The organism is Sulfuricurvum kujiense DSM 16994 (assembly GCF_000183725.1).
Classification (GTDB): Bacteria; Campylobacterota; Campylobacteria; order Campylobacterales; family Sulfurimonadaceae; genus Sulfuricurvum; species Sulfuricurvum kujiense.
Genome location: NC_014762.1, coordinates 567,428 through 586,932, shown reverse-complemented (window position 1 = coordinate 586,932; position 19,505 = coordinate 567,428). Strand labels below are relative to the sequence as shown.

16 protein-coding genes are annotated in these 19,505 nt (G+C 49.7%); 10 read left to right on the top strand and 6 right to left on the bottom strand.

Annotation, left to right across the window (positions count from 1 at the left end):
• From folP to SULKU_RS03035, 5 genes are read right to left on the bottom strand one after another with little or no spacing between them, the layout of a single operon-like run.
• Positions 1 to 1,137: a dihydropteroate synthase gene (gene folP, locus SULKU_RS03055; RefSeq protein ID WP_013459468.1), complete on the bottom strand. Its 1,137-nt coding sequence runs from the start codon at positions 1,135 to 1,137 to the stop codon at positions 1 to 3.
• The gene (locus SULKU_RS03050) at positions 1,127 to 1,750 is read right to left on the bottom strand and encodes a DNA polymerase III subunit delta' (protein ID WP_013459467.1); all 624 of its coding nucleotides are present in this window, start codon (positions 1,748 to 1,750) and stop codon (positions 1,127 to 1,129) included. The genes folP and SULKU_RS03050 overlap by 11 nt, the downstream gene beginning before the upstream one ends.
• Entirely contained in the window at positions 1,737 to 2,285 is a 549-nt protein-coding gene (locus SULKU_RS03045; RefSeq protein ID WP_013459466.1) for a HobA family DNA replication regulator, read from the bottom strand. Before SULKU_RS03045 ends, SULKU_RS03050 begins: the two co-directional genes overlap by 14 nt.
• Entirely contained in the window at positions 2,285 to 3,496 is a 1,212-nt protein-coding gene (locus tag SULKU_RS03040) for an aspartate kinase (RefSeq protein ID WP_013459465.1), read from the bottom strand. The genes SULKU_RS03045 and SULKU_RS03040 overlap by 1 nt, the downstream gene beginning before the upstream one ends.
• Positions 3,496 to 3,966: an RNA pyrophosphohydrolase gene (locus tag SULKU_RS03035; protein WP_013459464.1), complete on the bottom strand. Its 471-nt coding sequence runs from the start codon at positions 3,964 to 3,966 to the stop codon at positions 3,496 to 3,498. The genes SULKU_RS03040 and SULKU_RS03035 overlap by 1 nt, the downstream gene beginning before the upstream one ends.
• A gap of 71 nt (positions 3,967 to 4,037) precedes the next feature.
• On the opposite strand from SULKU_RS03035, the gene hemW reads away from it, so the two are divergent.
• The 6 genes from hemW to SULKU_RS03005 are packed head-to-tail and all read left to right on the top strand — an operon-like array spanning position 4,038 to position 8,960.
• The gene (gene hemW, locus SULKU_RS03030; protein ID WP_013459463.1) at positions 4,038 to 5,099 is read left to right on the top strand and encodes a radical SAM family heme chaperone HemW; all 1,062 of its coding nucleotides are present in this window, start codon (positions 4,038 to 4,040) and stop codon (positions 5,097 to 5,099) included.
• A gap of 56 nt (positions 5,100 to 5,155) precedes the next feature.
• Positions 5,156 to 5,551, top strand: a complete 396-nt coding sequence (gene tatB / locus SULKU_RS03025) for a Sec-independent protein translocase protein TatB (RefSeq protein WP_013459462.1) — start codon at positions 5,156 to 5,158, stop codon at positions 5,549 to 5,551.
• A complete protein-coding gene (tatC, locus tag SULKU_RS03020; RefSeq protein WP_013459461.1) occupies positions 5,551 to 6,333 on the top strand; it encodes a twin-arginine translocase subunit TatC in 783 nt (260 codons plus the stop codon). Before tatB ends, tatC begins: the two co-directional genes overlap by 1 nt.
• The gene (gene queA / locus SULKU_RS03015) at positions 6,334 to 7,356 is read left to right on the top strand and encodes a tRNA preQ1(34) S-adenosylmethionine ribosyltransferase-isomerase QueA (RefSeq protein ID WP_013459460.1); all 1,023 of its coding nucleotides are present in this window, start codon (positions 6,334 to 6,336) and stop codon (positions 7,354 to 7,356) included. It begins immediately after the preceding gene.
• Between the two features lie 50 nt (positions 7,357 to 7,406).
• Complete coding sequence (locus tag SULKU_RS03010) at positions 7,407 to 8,627, top strand: molybdopterin-dependent oxidoreductase (RefSeq protein ID WP_013459459.1); 1,221 nt, start codon at positions 7,407 to 7,409, stop codon at positions 8,625 to 8,627.
• A 9-nt stretch (positions 8,628 to 8,636) separates the two neighbouring features.
• Positions 8,637 to 8,960: a hypothetical protein gene (locus tag SULKU_RS03005; protein ID WP_013459458.1), complete on the top strand. Its 324-nt coding sequence runs from the start codon at positions 8,637 to 8,639 to the stop codon at positions 8,958 to 8,960.
• A gap of 7 nt (positions 8,961 to 8,967) precedes the next feature.
• On the opposite strand, the gene SULKU_RS03000 is transcribed toward SULKU_RS03005, so the two are convergent.
• Positions 8,968 to 9,738 (bottom strand): DNA-processing protein DprA, encoded by a 771-nt coding sequence (locus tag SULKU_RS03000; RefSeq protein ID WP_013459457.1) that lies wholly within the window; start codon positions 9,736 to 9,738, stop codon positions 8,968 to 8,970.
• Between the two features lie 303 nt (positions 9,739 to 10,041).
• On the opposite strand from SULKU_RS03000, the gene SULKU_RS14210 reads away from it, so the two are divergent.
• The 4 genes from SULKU_RS14210 (at position 10,042) to SULKU_RS02980 (ending at position 19,480) form a co-directional block, all read left to right on the top strand.
• A complete protein-coding gene (locus SULKU_RS14210; RefSeq protein WP_013459456.1) occupies positions 10,042 to 10,734 on the top strand; it encodes a phage tail protein in 693 nt (230 codons plus the stop codon).
• Positions 10,735 to 10,768: 34 nt separating this feature from the next.
• The gene (locus SULKU_RS02990) at positions 10,769 to 11,449 is read left to right on the top strand and encodes a phage tail protein (RefSeq protein WP_013459455.1); all 681 of its coding nucleotides are present in this window, start codon (positions 10,769 to 10,771) and stop codon (positions 11,447 to 11,449) included.
• Positions 11,450 to 11,486: 37 nt separating this feature from the next.
• The gene (locus SULKU_RS02985; RefSeq protein ID WP_013459454.1) at positions 11,487 to 12,173 is read left to right on the top strand and encodes a phage tail protein; all 687 of its coding nucleotides are present in this window, start codon (positions 11,487 to 11,489) and stop codon (positions 12,171 to 12,173) included.
• 125 nt (positions 12,174 to 12,298) lie between these two features.
• Positions 12,299 to 19,480 (top strand): DUF4347 domain-containing protein, encoded by a 7,182-nt coding sequence (locus SULKU_RS02980; protein ID WP_013459453.1) that lies wholly within the window; start codon positions 12,299 to 12,301, stop codon positions 19,478 to 19,480.
• The last annotated feature ends 25 nt before the right edge of the window (positions 19,481 to 19,505 follow it).

The window sequence follows — 19,505 nt, the reverse complement described above, 5'->3', positions numbered from 1 at the left end:
TCATCCTCTAAGTGCTTTCCATACTTTAAGTGCCTGTGAATGTTCTTTCACATCATGAACCCGAATAATGGAAGCCCCCTCCTCTATCGCTTTGAGATGGATTGCCAATGTCCCAGCCAAACGCTCATCGCTCTCAGAGGACGAAATTGCATCGATCATCGATTTCCGGCTGGCACCGACGAGGAGTTTTTTACCCAGTCTGACGAAATGGCGCTGATGGGTTATAAGAGACAAGTTGTCTTCGAGCCGTTTACCGAATCCGATTCCGCAATCTAAAATAACCTCTTTGATTCCGAATGCTTCAGCTTTTGCCATCCGTTCGCGGAAAAAAAGTTCGACCTCCTGTATTACGGATGAATAGATCGGATTTTCCTGCATTGTCTGAGGCTTGCCCTGCATATGCATAATGACGGCTGTCGCCCCGTAACTTCCGCAGAGCCGTGCCACCTCATCGTTAGCCAGACCTGTAATATCGTTGATGATATGAAAGCCCTTCTCCAACGCATAATGGATAACGGAAGGTTCATAACTGTCCAGACTGAGCTTCGTCTTCTCATAAAAACGCTGTTCGTACAACACATCGATAATGGGGCGTACACGGTTCAGTTCTTCCTCCGCACTGACGGCTACACTGCCGGGACGGCTTGAAACCCCGCCGAGATCGATAATGTCGGCCCCTTCAGAGATCATCGTTTCTATCCGCTCAACGGCGCCGCTTCCCTGAAATCGGCTGGCACGGTAAAAGCTGTCATCGTTTGCATTGAGAATTCCCATAATCGAAACATCATCGCTTTTAAGTCGGCAGAAACTCTCAAGCTCCATAGAGAGCTGCTTAAGTCCGAACGGTTGGGCTTTCTCTTTTTTCGCCAGTTGCTGCAGCTGACGCTCGGTTGCAATCAATAGAACATCGACACGAGGTACTGATGCCGTTACCGTCCCTCTTGGAACCGCTAGATCGGCACCGATGCTGAGGGCATCTTGCTTGAGGATATTGGCGGCTCCGACATGCAAATCTCGGATGCGGATCAGATGCATCGCCCCTTTATCTTCCAAAATGGAAATTCCGCCGCTGTCTACGCCGAGCGATTTTAGTTCATGATGCAGATCAATGCTGTTGGAGAGTTTTTCAACGACCACGTTTGACCTCACGGATAAAATTCATGAGTACCATGACCAAAACACTTTGAAAACGGCTGTTAAGTTCAATCAGGCGAAGCGCTTTATCAAACCCCTCAAGCTGAGAAGCGCTCAGCGGAAGATTCTCAAGATGAATCGCCTGATGCATCAGCTGTTCAATCAGCGCTTTGGCTTCATGTTTTTTGAGACGGTCATTCTCTTTGACAAAAGCAAATAATCCTGCAAGGTCAAGGCTTTTAAGGGTGACGGGCAATGTCTCATAAAGGCGTTCCGTATGCTCTTGTTTAAGGCTTAGGCGCGAACGTACCGTGGGTAGGAAGGTGCTTTTATTCGGGGCAAGGAGGATAAAAACGATATTTCTCGGAGGCTCTTCGAGAATTTTGAGAAGGGCATTTTGAGCCGGTACCGTAAAGCTTTTGGCTCCGAGGATCAGCGTTTTGGTATTCTCTTCGCTTTTATACGCTTCACAGATCACCTCTTTGGCGTCTTCGATTTTAAAATCGTCACGCATAAAGGTGACGCATCTGAGAGGATGTCTGGACTCTTCGATCTCTCGTACTCTCTCCTCCATCTCATGCGTAATGAGGATACCGCCCCGTTCATTCTCGAACATTAATCTCCCCGAACAATACGGCACTGAGGGTTTTATCAAATAAACGATAGAGTTGCAGCAGTTTAATATCGATCAGCGGATCATGGGAACGGAGCACCAGTGCGTTTTGAAACCGCTCGTCCATAATCCACAACAAGGAATTGGTACTCCGTTTGGCTATATCGGCTCGACGGTCGTCCCCTCGGCCGACATACCAAAAAAAGTAATCCCCTTTGTAGGCGATATCGAGCATATCACCGATCATATCGATCGATTCTCCTCCGCTGATATGATCATAATGGGGGTAAAGAGAATCGATACATACGATAGGGATCATCGGACGGTCTTGGGTCCGTTTATTTAAAGAGGAAATAATGTAGTGGGCAAACCATTTTCGGTCATGATCGGTGATAAGGACGAGACTTTTTCCACCCATCACCTGATCCATGGCATTAGCAATCGCCGGCGTCCATTCGAAACGTTGTTCTTCGAACCAGCTCATCGACGCCCCTTCGGAGCGGATCGATTCTAATGTCCATTGATCAAATTGACGCACTATTGATCCAATGAATAAGCATTATGAAGTGAACGGACTGAAAGCTCCGCATACTTCTCATCAATTACCATTGATACCTTGATCTCAGAGGTAGAGATCATCATGATATTAATATTTTCCGCAGCCATCGTTTGGAACGCTTTTGCCGCAACGCCGGTGTGTGATTTCATCCCGACACCGACGATGGAGACCTTGCAGATACATTCATCATAACTCGCTTCGCTGATCTCATCATCAGCGATAAACGTTTCCACTACTTTTTTCGCATCAATCAATTCGGTTTTAGGAACGGTAAAATCGAGATTGGTTTTTCCGTCATGTCCGGATGTTTGAATAATCATATCGATATTAACACTGTTGTCGGCCAAACGGGTAAAAATGTCCGAAGCGATCCCCGGACGGTCAATAACGCCGCTGAGTGATACGCGTGCTTGGTTTTTATCGAGTGCGATACCGCTGACTAGTGGTTGTTCCATAATATTCTCTTCCTTTGTAATAAGTGTCCCTTCCGCATTACTAAAACTGGAGCGGGTTACGAGGTTAACGTTTAATTTTTTAGCGAGTTCAACTGAACGGTTTTGAAGTACTTTGGCTCCGAGAGAAGCGAGTTCGAGCATCTCATCGTAACTGATCCGCTCCATTTTCTTCGCTTTTGGCTCGATACGCGGATCGGTGGTATAAATACCGTCAACATCGGTATAAATCTCACACAAATCGGCTTTAAGCGCTCCGGCAACGGCAACCGCGGAGAGATCCGACCCGCCCCGTCCGAGGGTGGTCACTTGACCGCTTTCGCTTACCCCCTGAAATCCTGCGACAACAACAACTTTTCCTAGAGCGAGTTCTGCGTGCATGGCTGAAGGGTCAATGCTCTCAATCCGCGCCTTCGTATGAATACTGTCGGTCACGATTCCGGCACGACGGCCGCTCATCGAGGTTGCTTTATGTCCCATTGCATTGAGCGCAATCGAAAGAAGCGCTGCCGTAACCCGTTCCCCTGAACTAAGCAACATATCGACTTCGCTGCGTTCCGGCGTCGCGGTATAGTGTTCCGCGAAAGCGATAAGCTTGTTGGTTTCACCGCTCATGGCCGATACTACGACAACCACTTGATGCCCCTCTTTAAGCGTTTGAGAGACACGATTGGCGACGTTTTGGATCCGCTCCAAATCGCCGACACTGGTGCCGCCGAATTTTTGAACAATTAACATTACAGATACCCCTTGGCTCTAAAATAGGAAATGACCCGCTCATAAACCGGTTTTTTAAAATGGGCGATGTGACCAAGCAGCTCGTCAACGGCAACAAAACGGTACGCTTTAAACTCAGGATGCTTCGTATCCAAATTGATCTTGGCCCCTTTTTTCAAGCGTACCAGATAATAGCGCTGCTTTTGCCCCGCATACGGAGCCATTTTTGCCGCAACATGAGGAGGAAAGTCATAGGCGATCCATTCGGGATACTCGGCGATGACCTCTACCTTTTTGGTACCGATCTCTTCGCCGAGTTCTCGAAAAAGTGCCTCTTCAGCCGATTCACCCTCATCAATTCCCCCTTGAGGAAACTGCCACACTCCCACCAAATCACTGCGTTCGGCGATAAAAACATCTTTAATCTCAGGATATTCATGAGAGACTATAATCGCCGCCACATTCGGTCGGTAGAACTTATTTTCGGTCATTCACCATCTTCTTCGTATATTTTAAAGGGGTATTGTAAACTATTCGCTATTAAAAATACTATAATCCTGATATGCTTTTATATATTCACATCCCTTTTTGCGACAGCAAATGTTCCTATTGTGCTTTTAACTCGTATGTCGATAAATTTGCATTGCGCGAAGCGTATATGAATGCCCTTCTTATCCAACTTCAATCTGAACTTCTCCGTTTTAATGCCGGTAAAGATAATCCGATAGAGACGGTATTTATCGGAGGGGGAACCCCCTCTACGGTAGATCCCTCGCTTTATCGCCCTATTTTCGAAATGATTGACCCCTATTTAGCTCCCCATTGTGAAATCACCTCCGAAGCCAATCCCAACAGCGCCACAAGAACATGGATGGAGGGGATGTTTGAGCTGGGGATCAACCGTCTCAGCTTCGGTGTGCAGAGCTTTAATAACGAAAAATTAAAAACTCTCGGTCGCGCTCATCACACCCAGCATGCGCTCGAAGCGATCCGCACCGCCTCCGCCATCGGATACAAACACCTCAGTATTGATCTGATTTACGGGGTAAAAGGGGACACTAAACCCCTTTTAAAAGCGGATATAGATCAAGCCTTTTCCCTCCCGATCGACCACATCAGCCTCTACGCTCTCACCATCGAAGAGGAGACGGCTTTTGAAAAAACGCCCGAAATGGCAGATGAAAAACTGGAACTGACCCGATGGCTTTTTCGTGAAATCACGGATAGAGGTTTTGAACAGTACGAAATTTCCAATTTCGGCACCTACCGATCCATCCACAATATCGGTTACTGGGAGCATAAACCCTATATCGGATTAGGCGCGGGGGCAGTCGGATTTTTGGAGAACCGCCGCTATTATCCCGGTACCGATGTCGGATACTATATTCAACACCCTTGCGAATTCACCACTGAAGAGATTGAACCTTTTGCCCTGTTAAGTGAAAAACTTTTTTTAGGATTTCGAAGTTGTGTCGGAGTTGATGCGGCTCTTTTGAGTAAAAAACAGAAAGATCAAGCCGATTTGCTCTGCCGTGAGGGGATTCTCAAATACGATAACGGTCGCTATTTCAATGCCGATTTTCTATTGGCGGACGAAATCGCTCTCAGAGTAGAAGGGTTTTAAACTTTATTTTGCTAAAATCCTCACTTAATCAAAAATTACATATATAGGTAGCTTGCATGTTTGGAATGGGTATCGGCGAAATATTTCTCATCATTATTATCGCTATTTTATTTTTAGGACCCGATAAACTCCCATCCACGATGGTAGAGATCGCGAAGTTTTTCCGAAGCGTTAAAAGTACCGTAAATTCCGCGCGGGCAACACTTGAAGAGGAGATGAAATTCTCCGAAATGAAAGAAGAGGCACTCAATTATAAAAAAGAACTGACCGATGCAAGTGCGGAGTTGGAGAGAATAACCAATGTTACCGAAATCGGCAGTGAGCTCAATGTCCTTAAAAATGAGATCAATCTCGATGTCCCCCCTCCCGCCCCTTCCGCACCGAAAGCGCCAGAGGTTGTTACCTTTGCTCCAAAACCGAAAGAGACTAAACCCGTAGAAGAGAATGCCTGATGTTTGAAGATTTAAAACCCCACTTAGTCGAACTACGAAAACGGCTCGGTATCAGTGTCGCTGCCGTTATCATCATGTTTTTTGTCATGTTTAACTTTCACGAAGCCCTCTTGGCGTGGGTTACCGCACCTCTGGCTGAAGCAATCGCTTCCGTTGCCAAAGTCTCTACCAAAGCGGCTGAGGGTATGATTACAACTACTCAGCTCGGAGGAACATTTTTTGTTGCGATGAAAGTCTCTTTTTTCGCAGGACTTCTCGCCGCACTCCCTGTCATACTAACCCAATTCTGGCTTTTTATCGCTCCCGGTCTGTATGCCAATGAGAAAAAGATGCTTATCCCTTTTGTCGTCGGCGGAACGGTTATGTTCGCAATGGGAGCGGCATTTGCTTACTATGTCGTCACTCCGTTTGGATTTAGCTATCTTATAGCCTTCGGAAGTGCGTCGTTTGTTCCGATGATCAACATCGAAGATTATGTCGAATTTTTCACCAAAATCATGTTCGGATTCGGTCTTTCGTTTGAACTTCCGGTCATATGCTATTTTCTTGCCCTTTTGGGACTTATAGATGACAAGATGATGACGGGATTTTTCCGCTATGCTATCGTATTAATCTTCATTATTGCCGCTGTCTTAACACCTCCTGATGTTATCACCCAAATTTTGATGGCAATGCCCCTTATTCTTTTGTACGGAGTCTCTATTTTGATTGTTCGCGCTGTCAATCCTGCCCCGAAAGAAGAGGCGTATATCGAAGAAGACGAAGAAGAGACAATCGACTAAATGCTCGATCCTCTCCTAACCTCAAGCTATGAGTATACTCTCCCCGAAGAACTCATAGCGACCCATCCGATCCATCCCAGAGATCACGCCCGTCTACTCGTCTACAACCGAAGTGACAAAACCATCACTCATGCCCGTTTTGATGCACTCGAATCGTTTTTGCCCGAAAACTGCGGTATTATCTTTAACGATACGAAAGTGATCAAAGCACGCCTTTACGGAAAAAAAGAGAGCGGCGGAGCTATTGAACTACTCATCAACCGCCCCCACGATGCCTATGCCATCAATGTCTACATCAAAGGGAGAGTCAAAACCGGAACCATTCTCCTTTTTGACGATACCCTACATGCCAAAGTCATTCAACTGCATGATGACGGTTCCCGTGAAGTCAACTTTTATCACCACGAAAACCTCATACGTTTCGAAGAGCTCCTCCCTATTTTAGAAAAGATCGGACATATTCCCCTCCCCCCGTATCTGGGCCGGGAAGACGACTCGGAGGATGAGCGCGAATACCAAAGCGTTTTTGCCCACCATGAGGGAGCGGTTGCCGCTCCTACCGCATCACTCCATTTCACCGACGAGCTGTTTGACGCCGTGTGCTCATCTCATCCGCACGCGTTTGTCACCCTCCATGTCGGCTCAGGCACTTTTAAACCCGTCGAAGCGGAAGTTATTACCGACCACCCTATGCACTCCGAATACTTTCATATCAGCACAGATGCACAAAACCTTATACGCAGTGATCTTCCCCTGCTCTGTATCGGAACGACCTCTACTAGAACGGTGGAATATCATGTCAGAGCTAAAGAAACTCAGGGAGAAGCCAATCTCTTTTTGCATCCGAACAATCCCCCTCTTCGGATCAATCATCTTTTAACTAATTTTCATCTTCCCCAATCGACTTTGTTGATGCTTGTAGCATCGTTTGTAGGGCTGGAAGAGACACACCGAATCTATCGAGAGGCGATTGATCAAAATTACCGCTTTTTTTCGTACGGTGATGCAATGCTTATACTGTAAATTACTCCTAATTATGATAAAATAGTGATATTCCTTTGCAAGGCATTATCATGGATAACATTAACCGCAGAAATTTTCTAGGTGCAGGCCTGATACTCGGCGCATCTACCCTATTGGGAAAAGAATCTTCCCCTAAAATTATCACCGATACCAAAGAGTTTGTTCCTCCGGTCATCGCATTTCCGGAAAAAAAACCGCTCAAAGTTATCTCCGACCGTCCTCCGTTGCTGGAGTCTCCGCGCGATATTTTCACCCAGGCGATCACTCCGAACGATCAATTTTTTGTCCGATGGCATATGCCGGACATCCCGACATACATCGACCTTCACGAATTTCGTTTGAGCGTTCAGGGCTCCGTCGAAAAACCTCTCTCTTTGAGTGTGGATGATTTAAAGTCTAAATTCGAGCCTGTTGAAATTACTTCCGTTCTTCAATGCGGAGGAAACAGCCGTAAATATTATGCTAAAACAGGTCAAGCTACCCACGGTGTCCAATGGGGCCATGGAGCAATGGGGTGTGCCGTATGGAAAGGTGCCCGTCTCAAAGACATCCTCAATATGGCGGGAGTCAAAGCGACAGCCCGATTTGTCGGTGTAAACGGGCTCGAAAAGCCTGCCGTCGATGCGACCCCTAAGTTTTTCCGCGAAATGGAAATCGACGAAGCGCTCAGCGGCGAACTGATCGTTGCCTATGAAATGAACGGCGAAGACCTGCCGTATCTCAACGGGTTCCCTCTTCGTCTCGTGATTCCGGGACATTTTTCCGACAGCTGGGTCAAAATGCTCTCTGAAATTACCGTTATGGATGAGTACCGCAAATCTTTCTTCATGGATGTCGCCTATACCGTACCCGACAATGACTGCGAATGCGTCATTTCTGGGAGTGATTTTGAGTATAAACGAAAACCGATCGCCGCGATGAAAGTCAAATCGGTCATCGGTTACCCTACCCCCAACACCGTGATCAAAAAAGGATCCCGTGTCAAAGTTACCGGAGTCGCTTTCGATCAGGGTAAAGGGATCAAAGAAGTCATGATCTCTACCGACGGCGGGAAAAGCTGGAGTGCGACCGCGTTGCAAAAAGACAACGGCAAATACGCCTACCGCCAATGGGTTTACCAATGGGAACCGAAAGCAAAAGGCGAATACATCATTATGGTTCGTGCGATTAACCGTATCGGCAACATTCAGCCTCAAGCCGATGAGATCGGCTGGAATGCCGGGGGATACCAATACAATGCCGTCGACTACGTCAACGTGAAAATAGTGTAAGGAGAAAATATGAAAATGAAACTATTGATTAGTGCACTATTACTCAGCACTTCGGCATTGTTTGCCCAAGTCGCCAAACCTATCGAAACCCCCTACGTCGACTATCCGATCGAAGCGGGCGATCACGACGAAGTAGCGCAGCAATACTGCCTCATCTGCCACTCATTCGGATATGTCCTCAATCAAGGAAAAAAAAGCCGTCCGTACTGGACCGGTACAGTACAAAAAATGGTTAATGAGTTCAAAGCTCCGATCCCGAAAGAAGATCAGCAAACGATCATCAACTATCTCGTAAAACATTACGGATACGAAGTACAATCAGGACAGCATTAAGTCCTGATTACCCCACCCAGACTCTTCCGTTTCGCACCTCAATAGTCCCTGATAATTCAGCCTCAAAGATCTCGCTTGGAAATTTCACTACCGCCTCATCGTAGATCGGATTGGTTCGACAATAAGCGATAAACGGCGTATCTTCGATGCTGTTTTTCCCTTTTTGGCTCATTCGTGCAACAAATAGATCGATATCATCAATCGCACTTGCTTTCCCCTCCCTCACCAGTTGACGTGTGGCCGAACTTTCTCGAAGACGATGGGGGAGAACATAGATCGGTTTTTCCATAGCAATAGCATATTCGACGCTGCGCATACTTCCGCTGCTCAAATCGGCTTCAGTCACGATCAATGCTTCTCCCAGGGCCACTACGATCTCGTTACGCACCACAAAACTCCATGGCGTTGCCAAAAAGTCGGGTTCGAAAGGGCTTATTATCAACCCGTTTTTTTCGATAGACTCGATCAGGATGCCATTAGATGCCGGATAACGGTGATCGATCCCGCACGGCAAAACCGCGATCGTATTTGCCGTACCGGCCCCCTCATGGGCGAGTGCATCGACTCCGGCTGCGGCACCGCTGACAATCACCAATCCCGCCACAGAAAGCTTCTTGGAAAGTTCATAGGTCATAGAACGTGTGTACGCGTTGGGACGGCGGGTTCCGACCATGGAGATTTTGGGACGCGAAAGAAGAGACGGCAAACCTTTATAATAAAGAGACTCAGGATAACGTTTCATCTTTCCGAATTCACGAATATGCTCAGTGATTTTCATCTCTAACCCTCTTTGCGTCTTATTTGAAATATTTTATCATGATCACCGATTCCATCTTTTTTTATGACATAACGCCATTTTATTACCTGATATCGTTCACCTGTTCTTAATACTTATTGATCATATACCGGTTATAACCACAAGATCGTTTCAATACGATCAAAAAATATATTTTAATATTTTGCAACTAAAATGCAACATTTAAGAATTATAATGGCACAATGATTAGGTATTAAAAAATATTAGAAATTAATATTTTTTACAGTCTGAGCAGATCGTTAAACTAAAGAAGGGGTTAAAAACATGAAAAAATATTATTTGAGCGCCCTCGCGGCGCTGAGCTTCGCATCGTCCGTATTTGCGGGAAACCCGGACGATTATTTCGGTGCAATCTGGCCTACGGCAGCACAATATTGCCCTATAGATACGGTAGAGGCCGATGGAACAATATATCCGGTAAGTCAGTATCAGGCATTGGCAGCTCTCTACGGCAACACCTACGGCGGCGACGGGAGAACCACCTTCGGCGTACCCAATCTTCGCGGGAAAATGCCGATTGGAACGGGGCCGCTTCCCGGCACATCCTACACGATTCAGCGCGGAGATAAAGTGGGGCAAGAGACCTCTACTCTAACTCAGTCCACGTTCCATACCCATATCGCGACATTTACACGAAGCAGCAGCACAAACCCTATTACGGTCAATATTCCTGTCTCCGCTAACACAAACGGAAACTTGCCGGCACCGGATAGCACTCACAATACTATGGCAGGCACAAGCGGCGGTCCAGGCGGCGCAGCGATGTGGGCTAATACAATGACGAATCCTGTCAATATCAATGGGGTAACTACTTCAGGCGGTACGGGGACGGGCACCGTGAGTGTCGGTATTACGGGCACCGCTGCACCGACAGCGGTTACGACGATCCCACCGCAACTCGGCGTACGATTTTGTATCACGACCAGCGGAACATGGCCGGAAAATCCAAATGATTGATTTCATTCTAAAAAATATTCATAAAGGAAAAAATATGAAACGTTATTACATCAGTACCCTTGCGGCGTTCGCCCTCACCTCATCCCTCTACGCCGGCAGTCCGAACGATTATGTCGGCGCCGTCTGGGCTATAGGAACAAACTATTGCCCTACCTATTCCCTACCGGCGGACGGTCGACTATTGAGCATCAGCGACTATGAACCATTATACGCCCTCATCGGGACCACCTACGGCGGCGACGGGAGAATAAACTTCGCCCTCCCCGATCTTAGCGGGCGCACGCCAGTCAGCAGCGGGCAAAGTCCCGGACTCTCCGGTGTTGTACTCGGACAAAAACGGGGACAAACGGCTGTAACCCTCACGGCCGCCAATCTCCCGGCACATACCCATGCCGCAACGTTTACTCCGAGCGGTACTAATCCTATTACCGTCAACATCCCTGTCTCCGCGAACACAAGCGGAAATTTGTCATCACCGGATAGCACTCATAATACGCTGGCAGGTACACCAAACGGCCCAACCAGCGCCTCGATGTGGACCAGTACGATGACCAGCCCGATCAATATCGCGGGTGTAACAGCTTCCGCCGGTACAGGGGCTGCGAGCGTAACGGTGAACCCGACAGGAAGCTCTCAAGCGATCAACACGGTTCCGCCGGCATTGGGCGTAAAATATTGCGTCACCGTTACGGGGTTGTACCCGCCTCAGCCTTAATTGATTTTATCATACCGAATACAAAAAAGGAAAAAATATGAAATGCTATTACTTAAGTGCCCTTACTGCCCTAACCTTCGCATCCTCCGCGTTTGCATGCGGAGACAGTGATTATATGGGTTCAATCTGCACCACGGCGGCCGCTGCCTGCCCTGCCGGAACGCTCGAAGCAAACGGACAATTATTGACTATCAGTCAAAATCAAGCATTGTATTCGCTGGTTGGACCTTATTTCGGCGGCGACGGGAAAGTAAACTTCGCCCTCCCTGACCTGCGCGGGCGCGCACCGGTAGGGTACGGGCAAAATTCCGATACGTCCAATGTTCAGTTTGCAAAACCGCGCGGTCAAGAGAATGTAACCCTCACGGTCGCCAATCTCCCGGCGCACACCCATAGTGCGGCATTTAATCCGGGTAGCGGTACGAACCCTATCACGGTCACGGTTCCTGTCTCCACTAATACAAGCGGAAACGTGTTAGCACCTGATAACACTCATACGATTATAGCAGGTACACCGACAACTGGTTCAAACAGTGCCGCAATGTGGAGCAATACGATGACAAGTCCTGTCAATGTCAAGGGGATAACAGTGTCCGGCGATACCAGCAGCGGCAGCGTTACACTCGCCACTACAGGTGCCGCTGCGCCGGTTCCGACGATCTCGCCGGAATTGGGGCTGAAATATTGCGTCGTCAGCAGAGGAGTCTATCCACCGCGACCATAATCAGTATATATTCCGTCTTGTGTTCTAGAGCAAGACGGAGCTATCCGTAAAAAGCTTCTAAACGGAACTTTTTACGGATGGCTTTGCCTCTATTACATTTCATTAAGAAATAAGGATTCGTACGCATGGATACTGCTACACCTCAACAAATTGCCTTCATCCTCGACAACGTCACCGACTATCAGAGCCTCGTAGAGGGAATTCCGGAGGGAACTCCCGTCTATGTTCTGAACAACGTCGACGACGTTTTGGCGCAGATAGCGGCCATCACGGCTGATTATTCGAATCTGGACGCGATTCATCTCCTCTCCCACGGGAGCGACGGTTCTATCAACTTGGGAACGTTCAGCCTCAACAGTGACAACTTGAATACCTATGCCGACACCCTTGGCCAAATCGGCGCAAGCCTCACCGAACACGGAGATATCCTTCTCTACGGCTGTAACGTCGCTAGAGATCAAAGCGGCATCGATTTTATCGGCAAGCTCGCCCAGTTGAGCGGAGCGGACATCGCCGCTTCCAATGACATGACAGGCTCGAATACACAAAACGGTGATTGGATACTGGAAAGCTCTATTGGCATGATTGATACTCCTGCTTTAGTGCTGAATCAATACAATCAAACACTGGCAGCAGGCACAGTCACGTTTACCAGTTCTCCATCGGCTGCCACGGCAACCGATGGCACTGCATCTAATGATATAGCGGGAATCGTCTTAAATTTTACCTCTGATTTGGGGACAAACTGGACCTATGAAACTCCTTATACAGGTAGTGTTATCACGGTTGGATACGCAACAAATGCACCACAAGCATTAATGACCATTAAGTCGAGTGACGGTAGTAATTTCTGGTTTAAATCTTTATTTATTGCAGATAGCGGTGGTCAGCCTGTAAAGGTGGAGGGCTTTGAAAACAATGTTTCTACAGGTTCTGTTAATTTGGACACGACAGGTGGCGGATCATTATATGAAAATACATTCGGTACAGCGAGCTTAACCCAATCTATTTTTCAAAATGTTGATGAAGTTAGAATTACGCCGCAAAGCGGCGTACAGATGTGGATAGGTGTCAATAATATTCAAATAGATAATCCGGTATTACCCGGACCGACCGTAACCTCTGCCCTCTACGATGCCTCAACCAACTCTCTTGTGGTAACGGGAACCAATATGACCGCAACCGCCGGTGTGACCAACGATATCAATGTCGCAAAACTGACCCTCACCGGTGAGGGAGGGGCAACCTACACCCTGACGTCGTCAAACGTCGAAATCGATTCAGCAACGCAATTTACCGTTGCACTGAATGCTACCGATCAGATCAACGTTGAAGGGTTGTTGAACAAGAACGGTACCTCTTCTGTGGGAACAACCACTTATAACATTGCTGCTGCTGCCGACTGGGATGTTGCCAGCACCGGCAATGCCGACCTCACTGGTAACGGCATCACCGTCAGTAACACGCAGACGCCGACTATCACCTCGGCGACCTACGATGCCGCTACCGGATCGCTCGTAGTGACCGGCACCAATCTGGTCAAAACCACCGGTGCTACCAATGACATTACGGTAAATAAACTGACCTTTACCGGCGAGGGGGGAAGCACCTATACTCTCACAAGTTCAAATGTCGAGATTACCGATGCCACCAGTTTTTCTGTGACGCTCAACGCTACCGATCTAGCCGCACTCAATCAGATCGTCAACAAAAACGGCACTTCTTCAACCGGTGCTACCACCTACAATCTCGCCGCCGCCGATGACTGGAACAGCGTGATTACCGCCGGCACTATTGCCGATGCAACCAGTGCCGTCACGGCGAGCAATGTCGCCGTACCGGCCATTACCAATGCAACCTACGATGCGAGTACCGGGGCACTCGTCGTTACAGGAACGGGCTTTCTCAAACTCAGCGGTGCCACTAACGACATCGTCGCCAACAAGTTCACCTTTACCGGTGAAGGGGGAGCTACCTATACCCTGACCGATACGTCGAACGTCGAAATCACCTCCGGCACCGCGTTTACGATCACCCTCAGCGCTACCGACAAAGCGGCACTGAACCTTATGATGGACAAAAACGGCACTTCTTCGACGAGCGGTACAACCTACAATCTCGCTGCCGCCGAAGACTGGGCGGCAGGTGCCGATGCGGCTGTCGTTGTCGCCGATACTACCGGAAACGGCGTTACGGCGAGCAATGTCGCCGTCCCGACCATTACCTCTTCGACGTACAATGCGAGTACCGGGGCACTCGTCGTCACCGGAACAGGCTTTCTAAGTAAAAGCGGTGCCACTAACGACATCGTCGCCAACAAATTCACCTTTACCGGTGAAGGGGGAGCTACCTATACCCTGACCGATACGTCGAACGTCGAAATCACCTCCGGCACCGTGTTTACGATCACCCTCAGCGCTACCGATCTTGCCGGAGTCGATCAGATTATGAACAAAAACGGCACCGCTTCGACGAGCGGTACGACCTACAATCTCGCTGCCGCCGAAGACTGGGCATCAGGTGCCGATGCGGCTGTCGTTGTCGCCGATACTACCGGAAACGGCGTTACGGCGAGCAATGTCGCCGTCCCGACCATTACGAGTGCAACTTACGATTACAATACCAATGTATTAACCGTCACCGGAACAGGCTTCCTAAACAAAAGCGGTGCCACTAACGATATCGACCTCACCAAACTGACATTTAGCGGAGAAGGAGGCAGTACCTACACGCTGACCAATGCAACTGGAGTAGAAATTACATCGGGAACTTCGTTTAGTGTCACACTAAGCGGAGCGGATCTCATCAACGTCGAAACCCTGCTCAACAAAAACGGAACCAGTGCGGTGAGCGGTACGACCTACAATCTCGCCGCTGCTGAAGACTGGGCGGCAGGTGCCGATGCCGCTGTCGTCGTCGCCGATACTACCGGAAACGGTATTACCCTCAGTAACTATGCCGCACCGACGGTGACCTCGGCTACCTATGACGCCGGGACCCACGTTCTCAGCGTAACCGGTACAAATCTGGTATCCAAATCCGGCGCGACCAACGATGTAGCGGTCTCTATGCTGACAGTGACAGGGGAAGGCGGAACGTATACGCTGACATCATCCGACGTTGATATTACGAATGCCACTACTTTTTCCGTTACGCTCAATGCCGCCGACCAGTTGGTCGTAAACGGTCTACTGAACAAGAACGGTACGGCATCCTCCGGCGCGACGACCTACAACCTCGCCGCCGCCGAAGATTGGCTGGCGGGTACCGCGAGTGCGACCGTGGTGGCCGACCTTACCGGCAACGGTATCACGGTCAGTAACGTCCAAACGCCGACCATTACCTCCGCCACATATGATTCTACGACGGGATCATTGGTCGTTACCGGAACGAATTTTTTTAGCAAAGTTGGCGCCAATAACGATATCGATCTCACCAAACTGACGTTTACCGGCGGTGCAGCCAATGCGACATACACCCTAAGCAGCACCTCGAATGTGGAAATCACCTCGGCGACTTCGTTCAGCATAACGTTAAGCGGAGCGGATAAAACCAGCGTCGATGCATTACTGGATAATATCGGTACAACCTCCAGCGGCGGGTCTACCTATAACCTTGCCGCCGCCAATAACTGGCTTGCCGGTGCCGATTCCGCCGCAGTCATTACCGATGCAGTCAATGCCATTACGGTGTCGATCAATCCGGCGATCACCTCTGCGACCTACGATGCCTCCACCGGTTCTTTGGTGGTCACAGGAACCAATATGCAGGTGATGGCCGGAGCCGCCAACGACATTACCGCCAACAAACTGACGTTTACCGGAGAGGGGGGTGCAACGTACACTCTTACCGATTCGGCTAATGTCGAGCTGAGCAGTGCAACGTCATTTACTATCGCCCTAAGTGCCACGGACAAAGCGGCAATTAATCAAATCGTCAACAAAAACGGCACTTCTTCAACCGGTGCAACGACCTATAATCTCGCCGCAGCGGATGACTGGAACGCGCAAGTGAGTGCAGGCGATACCTCCGATGCGACCAACGCCGTCACGGTCAGCAGCGTCGCGGCACCAACCATTACCAATGCGACCTACGATGCGAGTACCGGGGCACTCGTCGTTACAGGAACGGGCTTTCTCAAACTCAGCGGTGCCACTAACGACATCGTCGCCAACAAGTTCACCTTTACCGGTGAAGGGGGAGCTACCTATACCCTGACCGATACGTCGAACGTCGAAATCACCTCCGGCACCGCGTTTACGATCACCCTCAGCGCTACCGACAAAGCGGCACTGAACCTTATGATGGACAAAAACGGCACTTCTTCGACGAGCGGTACAACCTACAATCTCGCTGCCGCCGAAGACTGGGCGGCAGGTGCCGATGCGGCTGTCGTTGTCGCCGATACTACCGGAAACGGCGTTACGGCGAGCAATGTCGCCGTCCCGACCATTACCTCTTCGACGTACAATGCGAGTACCGGGGCACTCGTCGTCACCGGAACAGGCTTTCTAAGTAAAAGCGGTGCCACTAACGACATCGTCGCCAACAAATTCACCTTTACCGGTGAAGGCGGTGCAACCTATACCTTGACCGATACGTCGAACGTCGAAATCACCTCCGGCACCGTGTTTACGATCACCCTCAGCGCTACCGATCTTGCCGGAGTCGATCAGATTATGAACAAAAACGGCACCGCTTCGACGAGCGGTACGACCTACAATCTCGCTGCCGCCGAAGACTGGGCATCAGGTGCCGATGCGGCTGTCGTTGTCGCCGATACTACCGGAAACGGCGTTACGGCGAGCAATGTCGCCGTACCGGCCATTACCTCTTCGACGTACAATGCGAGTACCGGGGCACTCGTCGTTACAGGAACGGGCTTTCTCAAACTCAGCGGTGCCACTAACGACATCGTCGCCAACAAGTTCACCTTTACCGGTGAAGGGGGAGCTACCTATACCCTGACCGATACGTCGAACGTCGAAATCACCTCCGGCACCGCGTTTACGATCACCCTCAGCGCTACCGACAAAGCGGCACTGAACCTTATGATGGACAAAAACGGCACTTCTTCGACGAGCGGTACAACCTACAATCTCGCTGCCGCCGAAGACTGGGCGGCAGGTGCCGATGCGGCTGTCGTTGTCGCCGATACTACCGGAAACGGCGTTACGGCGAGCAATGTCGCCGTCCCGACCATTACCTCTTCGACGTACAATGCGAGTACCGGGGCACTCGTCGTCACCGGAACAGGCTTTCTAAGTAAAAGCGGTGCCACTAACGACATCGTCGCCAACAAATTCACCTTTACCGGTGAAGGCGGTGCAACCTATACCTTGACCGATACGTCGAACGTCGAAATCACCTCCGGCACCGTGTTTACGATCACCCTCAGCGCTACCGATCTTGCCGGAGTCGATCAGATTATGAACAAAAACGGCACCGCTTCGACGAGCGGTACGACCTACAATCTCGCTGCCGCCGAAGACTGGGCATCAGGTGCCGATGCGGCTGTCGTTGTCGCCGATACTACCGGAAACGGCGTTACGGCGAGCAATGTCGCCGTCCCGACCATTACGAGTGCAACCTATGATTCCGGAACCGGCGTCCTAACCGTGAGCGGTACCCATTTTGTCCATAAATCCGGCAGTACAAACGATATTGATCTTTCAATGCTGACCTTTACCGGAGAAGCCGGCGGCACCTATACGCTAACCACGGCTACCGATGTGGAAATTACGTCGGGAACATCGTTTACCGTAACGCTCAGCGGAGCGGACAAAACGGGTGTTGATACACTATTGAATAAAATCGGTACCAGCTCGACTGACGCTACGACCTACAATCTCGCCGCTGCCGAAGACTGGGCGACAGGTGCCGATGCCGCCGTCAACGTTGTCGACGCGACAAACGCCATTACCGTCTCCCAAACTATCGCCTCTTCCGGCGGTGGTGGCGGTACATCCACTCCGACCACTACAATTGACGGTGCAACGGTCGAAACAACCACTGCGACCAATAGCAGCGGACAGACGGTAGAACAAATCATTATCTTACCTATCAGCAGTACTCGTGTCAACAGTACCGGCGATACCGCCACGGCGGATATTCCTCTTTTCTGGGGTGAGAGCAGCCGTACCGTCGATGCTACAACGGCGAACCTCCCGACCGGGATCGGCTTGTCGGCGACCGGTGCACGAGCCCCTCAGTCCGGGCACACAATACAAGACTCCATCAACGATCTGCTTGCCCTAATCAATGAAACAGCTCCCTCTACCGATACGAGCAAAACAAGCATGCTCGGCGGCGGTTCCACTTTTTTAAATACTCTGAGCGGTATAACGGATAATCTGGTCATCAATAAAATCACGTTAACACACACCGGAACAAGTGCTCCGGGTATGCCCATTACGATTCAAGGGACAACTTCTACCGTTACCACAAGCGGCGGAGCACTCCCTCCCGTAGAAGCCCTGGTCATCGATGGGCAAACCCTCCTGTCCAATACGACGCTTAGTCTCAATAACGTCGAATTCGCCACCATCATTGGAGAAAATCTCATCATCCGCGGCGGGGAAGGGAGAAATACGATTTTTACCGGAGACGGCCACCAAGATATTATGTGCGGCACGGATGACGACGAACTTCATGCCGGAGGAGGAGACGATACCGTCGGTTCTGCAGGGGGCAATGACCGAATATTCGCAGAAGCGGGGAACGACACGGTATTCGGCGGCACGGGGGATGACTTCATGCACGGCGGAAGCGGCAACGATACCGTCACTTATGACGGAAACAGGGGCGACTACGTCATTACCCGCGATAACGGAAAAACATATGTATATACGGTCTCGACCGGCGAGACCGATACCGTCGTCAATGCGGAAAGCATCCAATTCGCCGACGCTATCTATACGATCACCAATAATGAAGATTTAACCCAAATCGCATCCCTCTACCAACAGATTTTGGGACGCCAAGCTGATCTGGACGGATTCCAGTACTGGACTTCGACATTCGATAACGGCGACACTATCGGCGCTATCGCAACGAGCTTCGTCCGCTCCAGCGAATATTTCAATGACACCGGTAACGTATGGGATAGCATGAGCAACGACCAACGGATCGAAACGTTCTATCAACTGATGCTCGGACGCGCTTCCGACGCGGTAGGTAAAGCCTACTGGATGGATGCGATCAATAACGGCACCATGAGTATCCAAGACATTGCCGGAAGTTTCGTCGAGTCTTCCGAAATGCAGGGGATTTATACAGGACAGCAGGCCTGGAGCTTTTTTGTCTGATAAAAATTAATTTCAAAAAAAAGGA

Coding starts and splice junctions, on each gene's coding strand:
- SULKU_RS03050 (WP_013459467.1), bottom strand. CDS start 1,750: ATGTTCGAGAATGAACGGGGCGGTATCCTCATTACGCATGAGATGGAG.
- SULKU_RS03040 (WP_013459465.1), bottom strand. CDS start 3,496: ATGTTAATTGTTCAAAAATTCGGCGGCACCAGTGTCGGCGATTTGGAG.
- SULKU_RS03035 (WP_013459464.1), bottom strand. CDS start 3,966: ATGACCGAAAATAAGTTCTACCGACCGAATGTGGCGGCGATTATAGTC.
- hemW (WP_013459463.1), top strand. CDS start 4,038: ATGCTTTTATATATTCACATCCCTTTTTGCGACAGCAAATGTTCCTAT.
- tatB (WP_013459462.1), top strand. CDS start 5,156: ATGTTTGGAATGGGTATCGGCGAAATATTTCTCATCATTATTATCGCT.
- tatC (WP_013459461.1), top strand. CDS start 5,551: ATGTTTGAAGATTTAAAACCCCACTTAGTCGAACTACGAAAACGGCTC.
- queA (WP_013459460.1), top strand. CDS start 6,334: ATGCTCGATCCTCTCCTAACCTCAAGCTATGAGTATACTCTCCCCGAA.
- SULKU_RS03010 (WP_013459459.1), top strand. CDS start 7,407: ATGGATAACATTAACCGCAGAAATTTTCTAGGTGCAGGCCTGATACTC.
- SULKU_RS03005 (WP_013459458.1), top strand. CDS start 8,637: ATGAAAATGAAACTATTGATTAGTGCACTATTACTCAGCACTTCGGCA.
- SULKU_RS03000 (WP_013459457.1), bottom strand. CDS start 9,738: ATGAAAATCACTGAGCATATTCGTGAATTCGGAAAGATGAAACGTTAT.
- SULKU_RS14210 (WP_013459456.1), top strand. CDS start 10,042: ATGAAAAAATATTATTTGAGCGCCCTCGCGGCGCTGAGCTTCGCATCG.
- SULKU_RS02990 (WP_013459455.1), top strand. CDS start 10,769: ATGAAACGTTATTACATCAGTACCCTTGCGGCGTTCGCCCTCACCTCA.
- SULKU_RS02985 (WP_013459454.1), top strand. CDS start 11,487: ATGAAATGCTATTACTTAAGTGCCCTTACTGCCCTAACCTTCGCATCC.
- SULKU_RS02980 (WP_013459453.1), top strand. CDS start 12,299: ATGGATACTGCTACACCTCAACAAATTGCCTTCATCCTCGACAACGTC.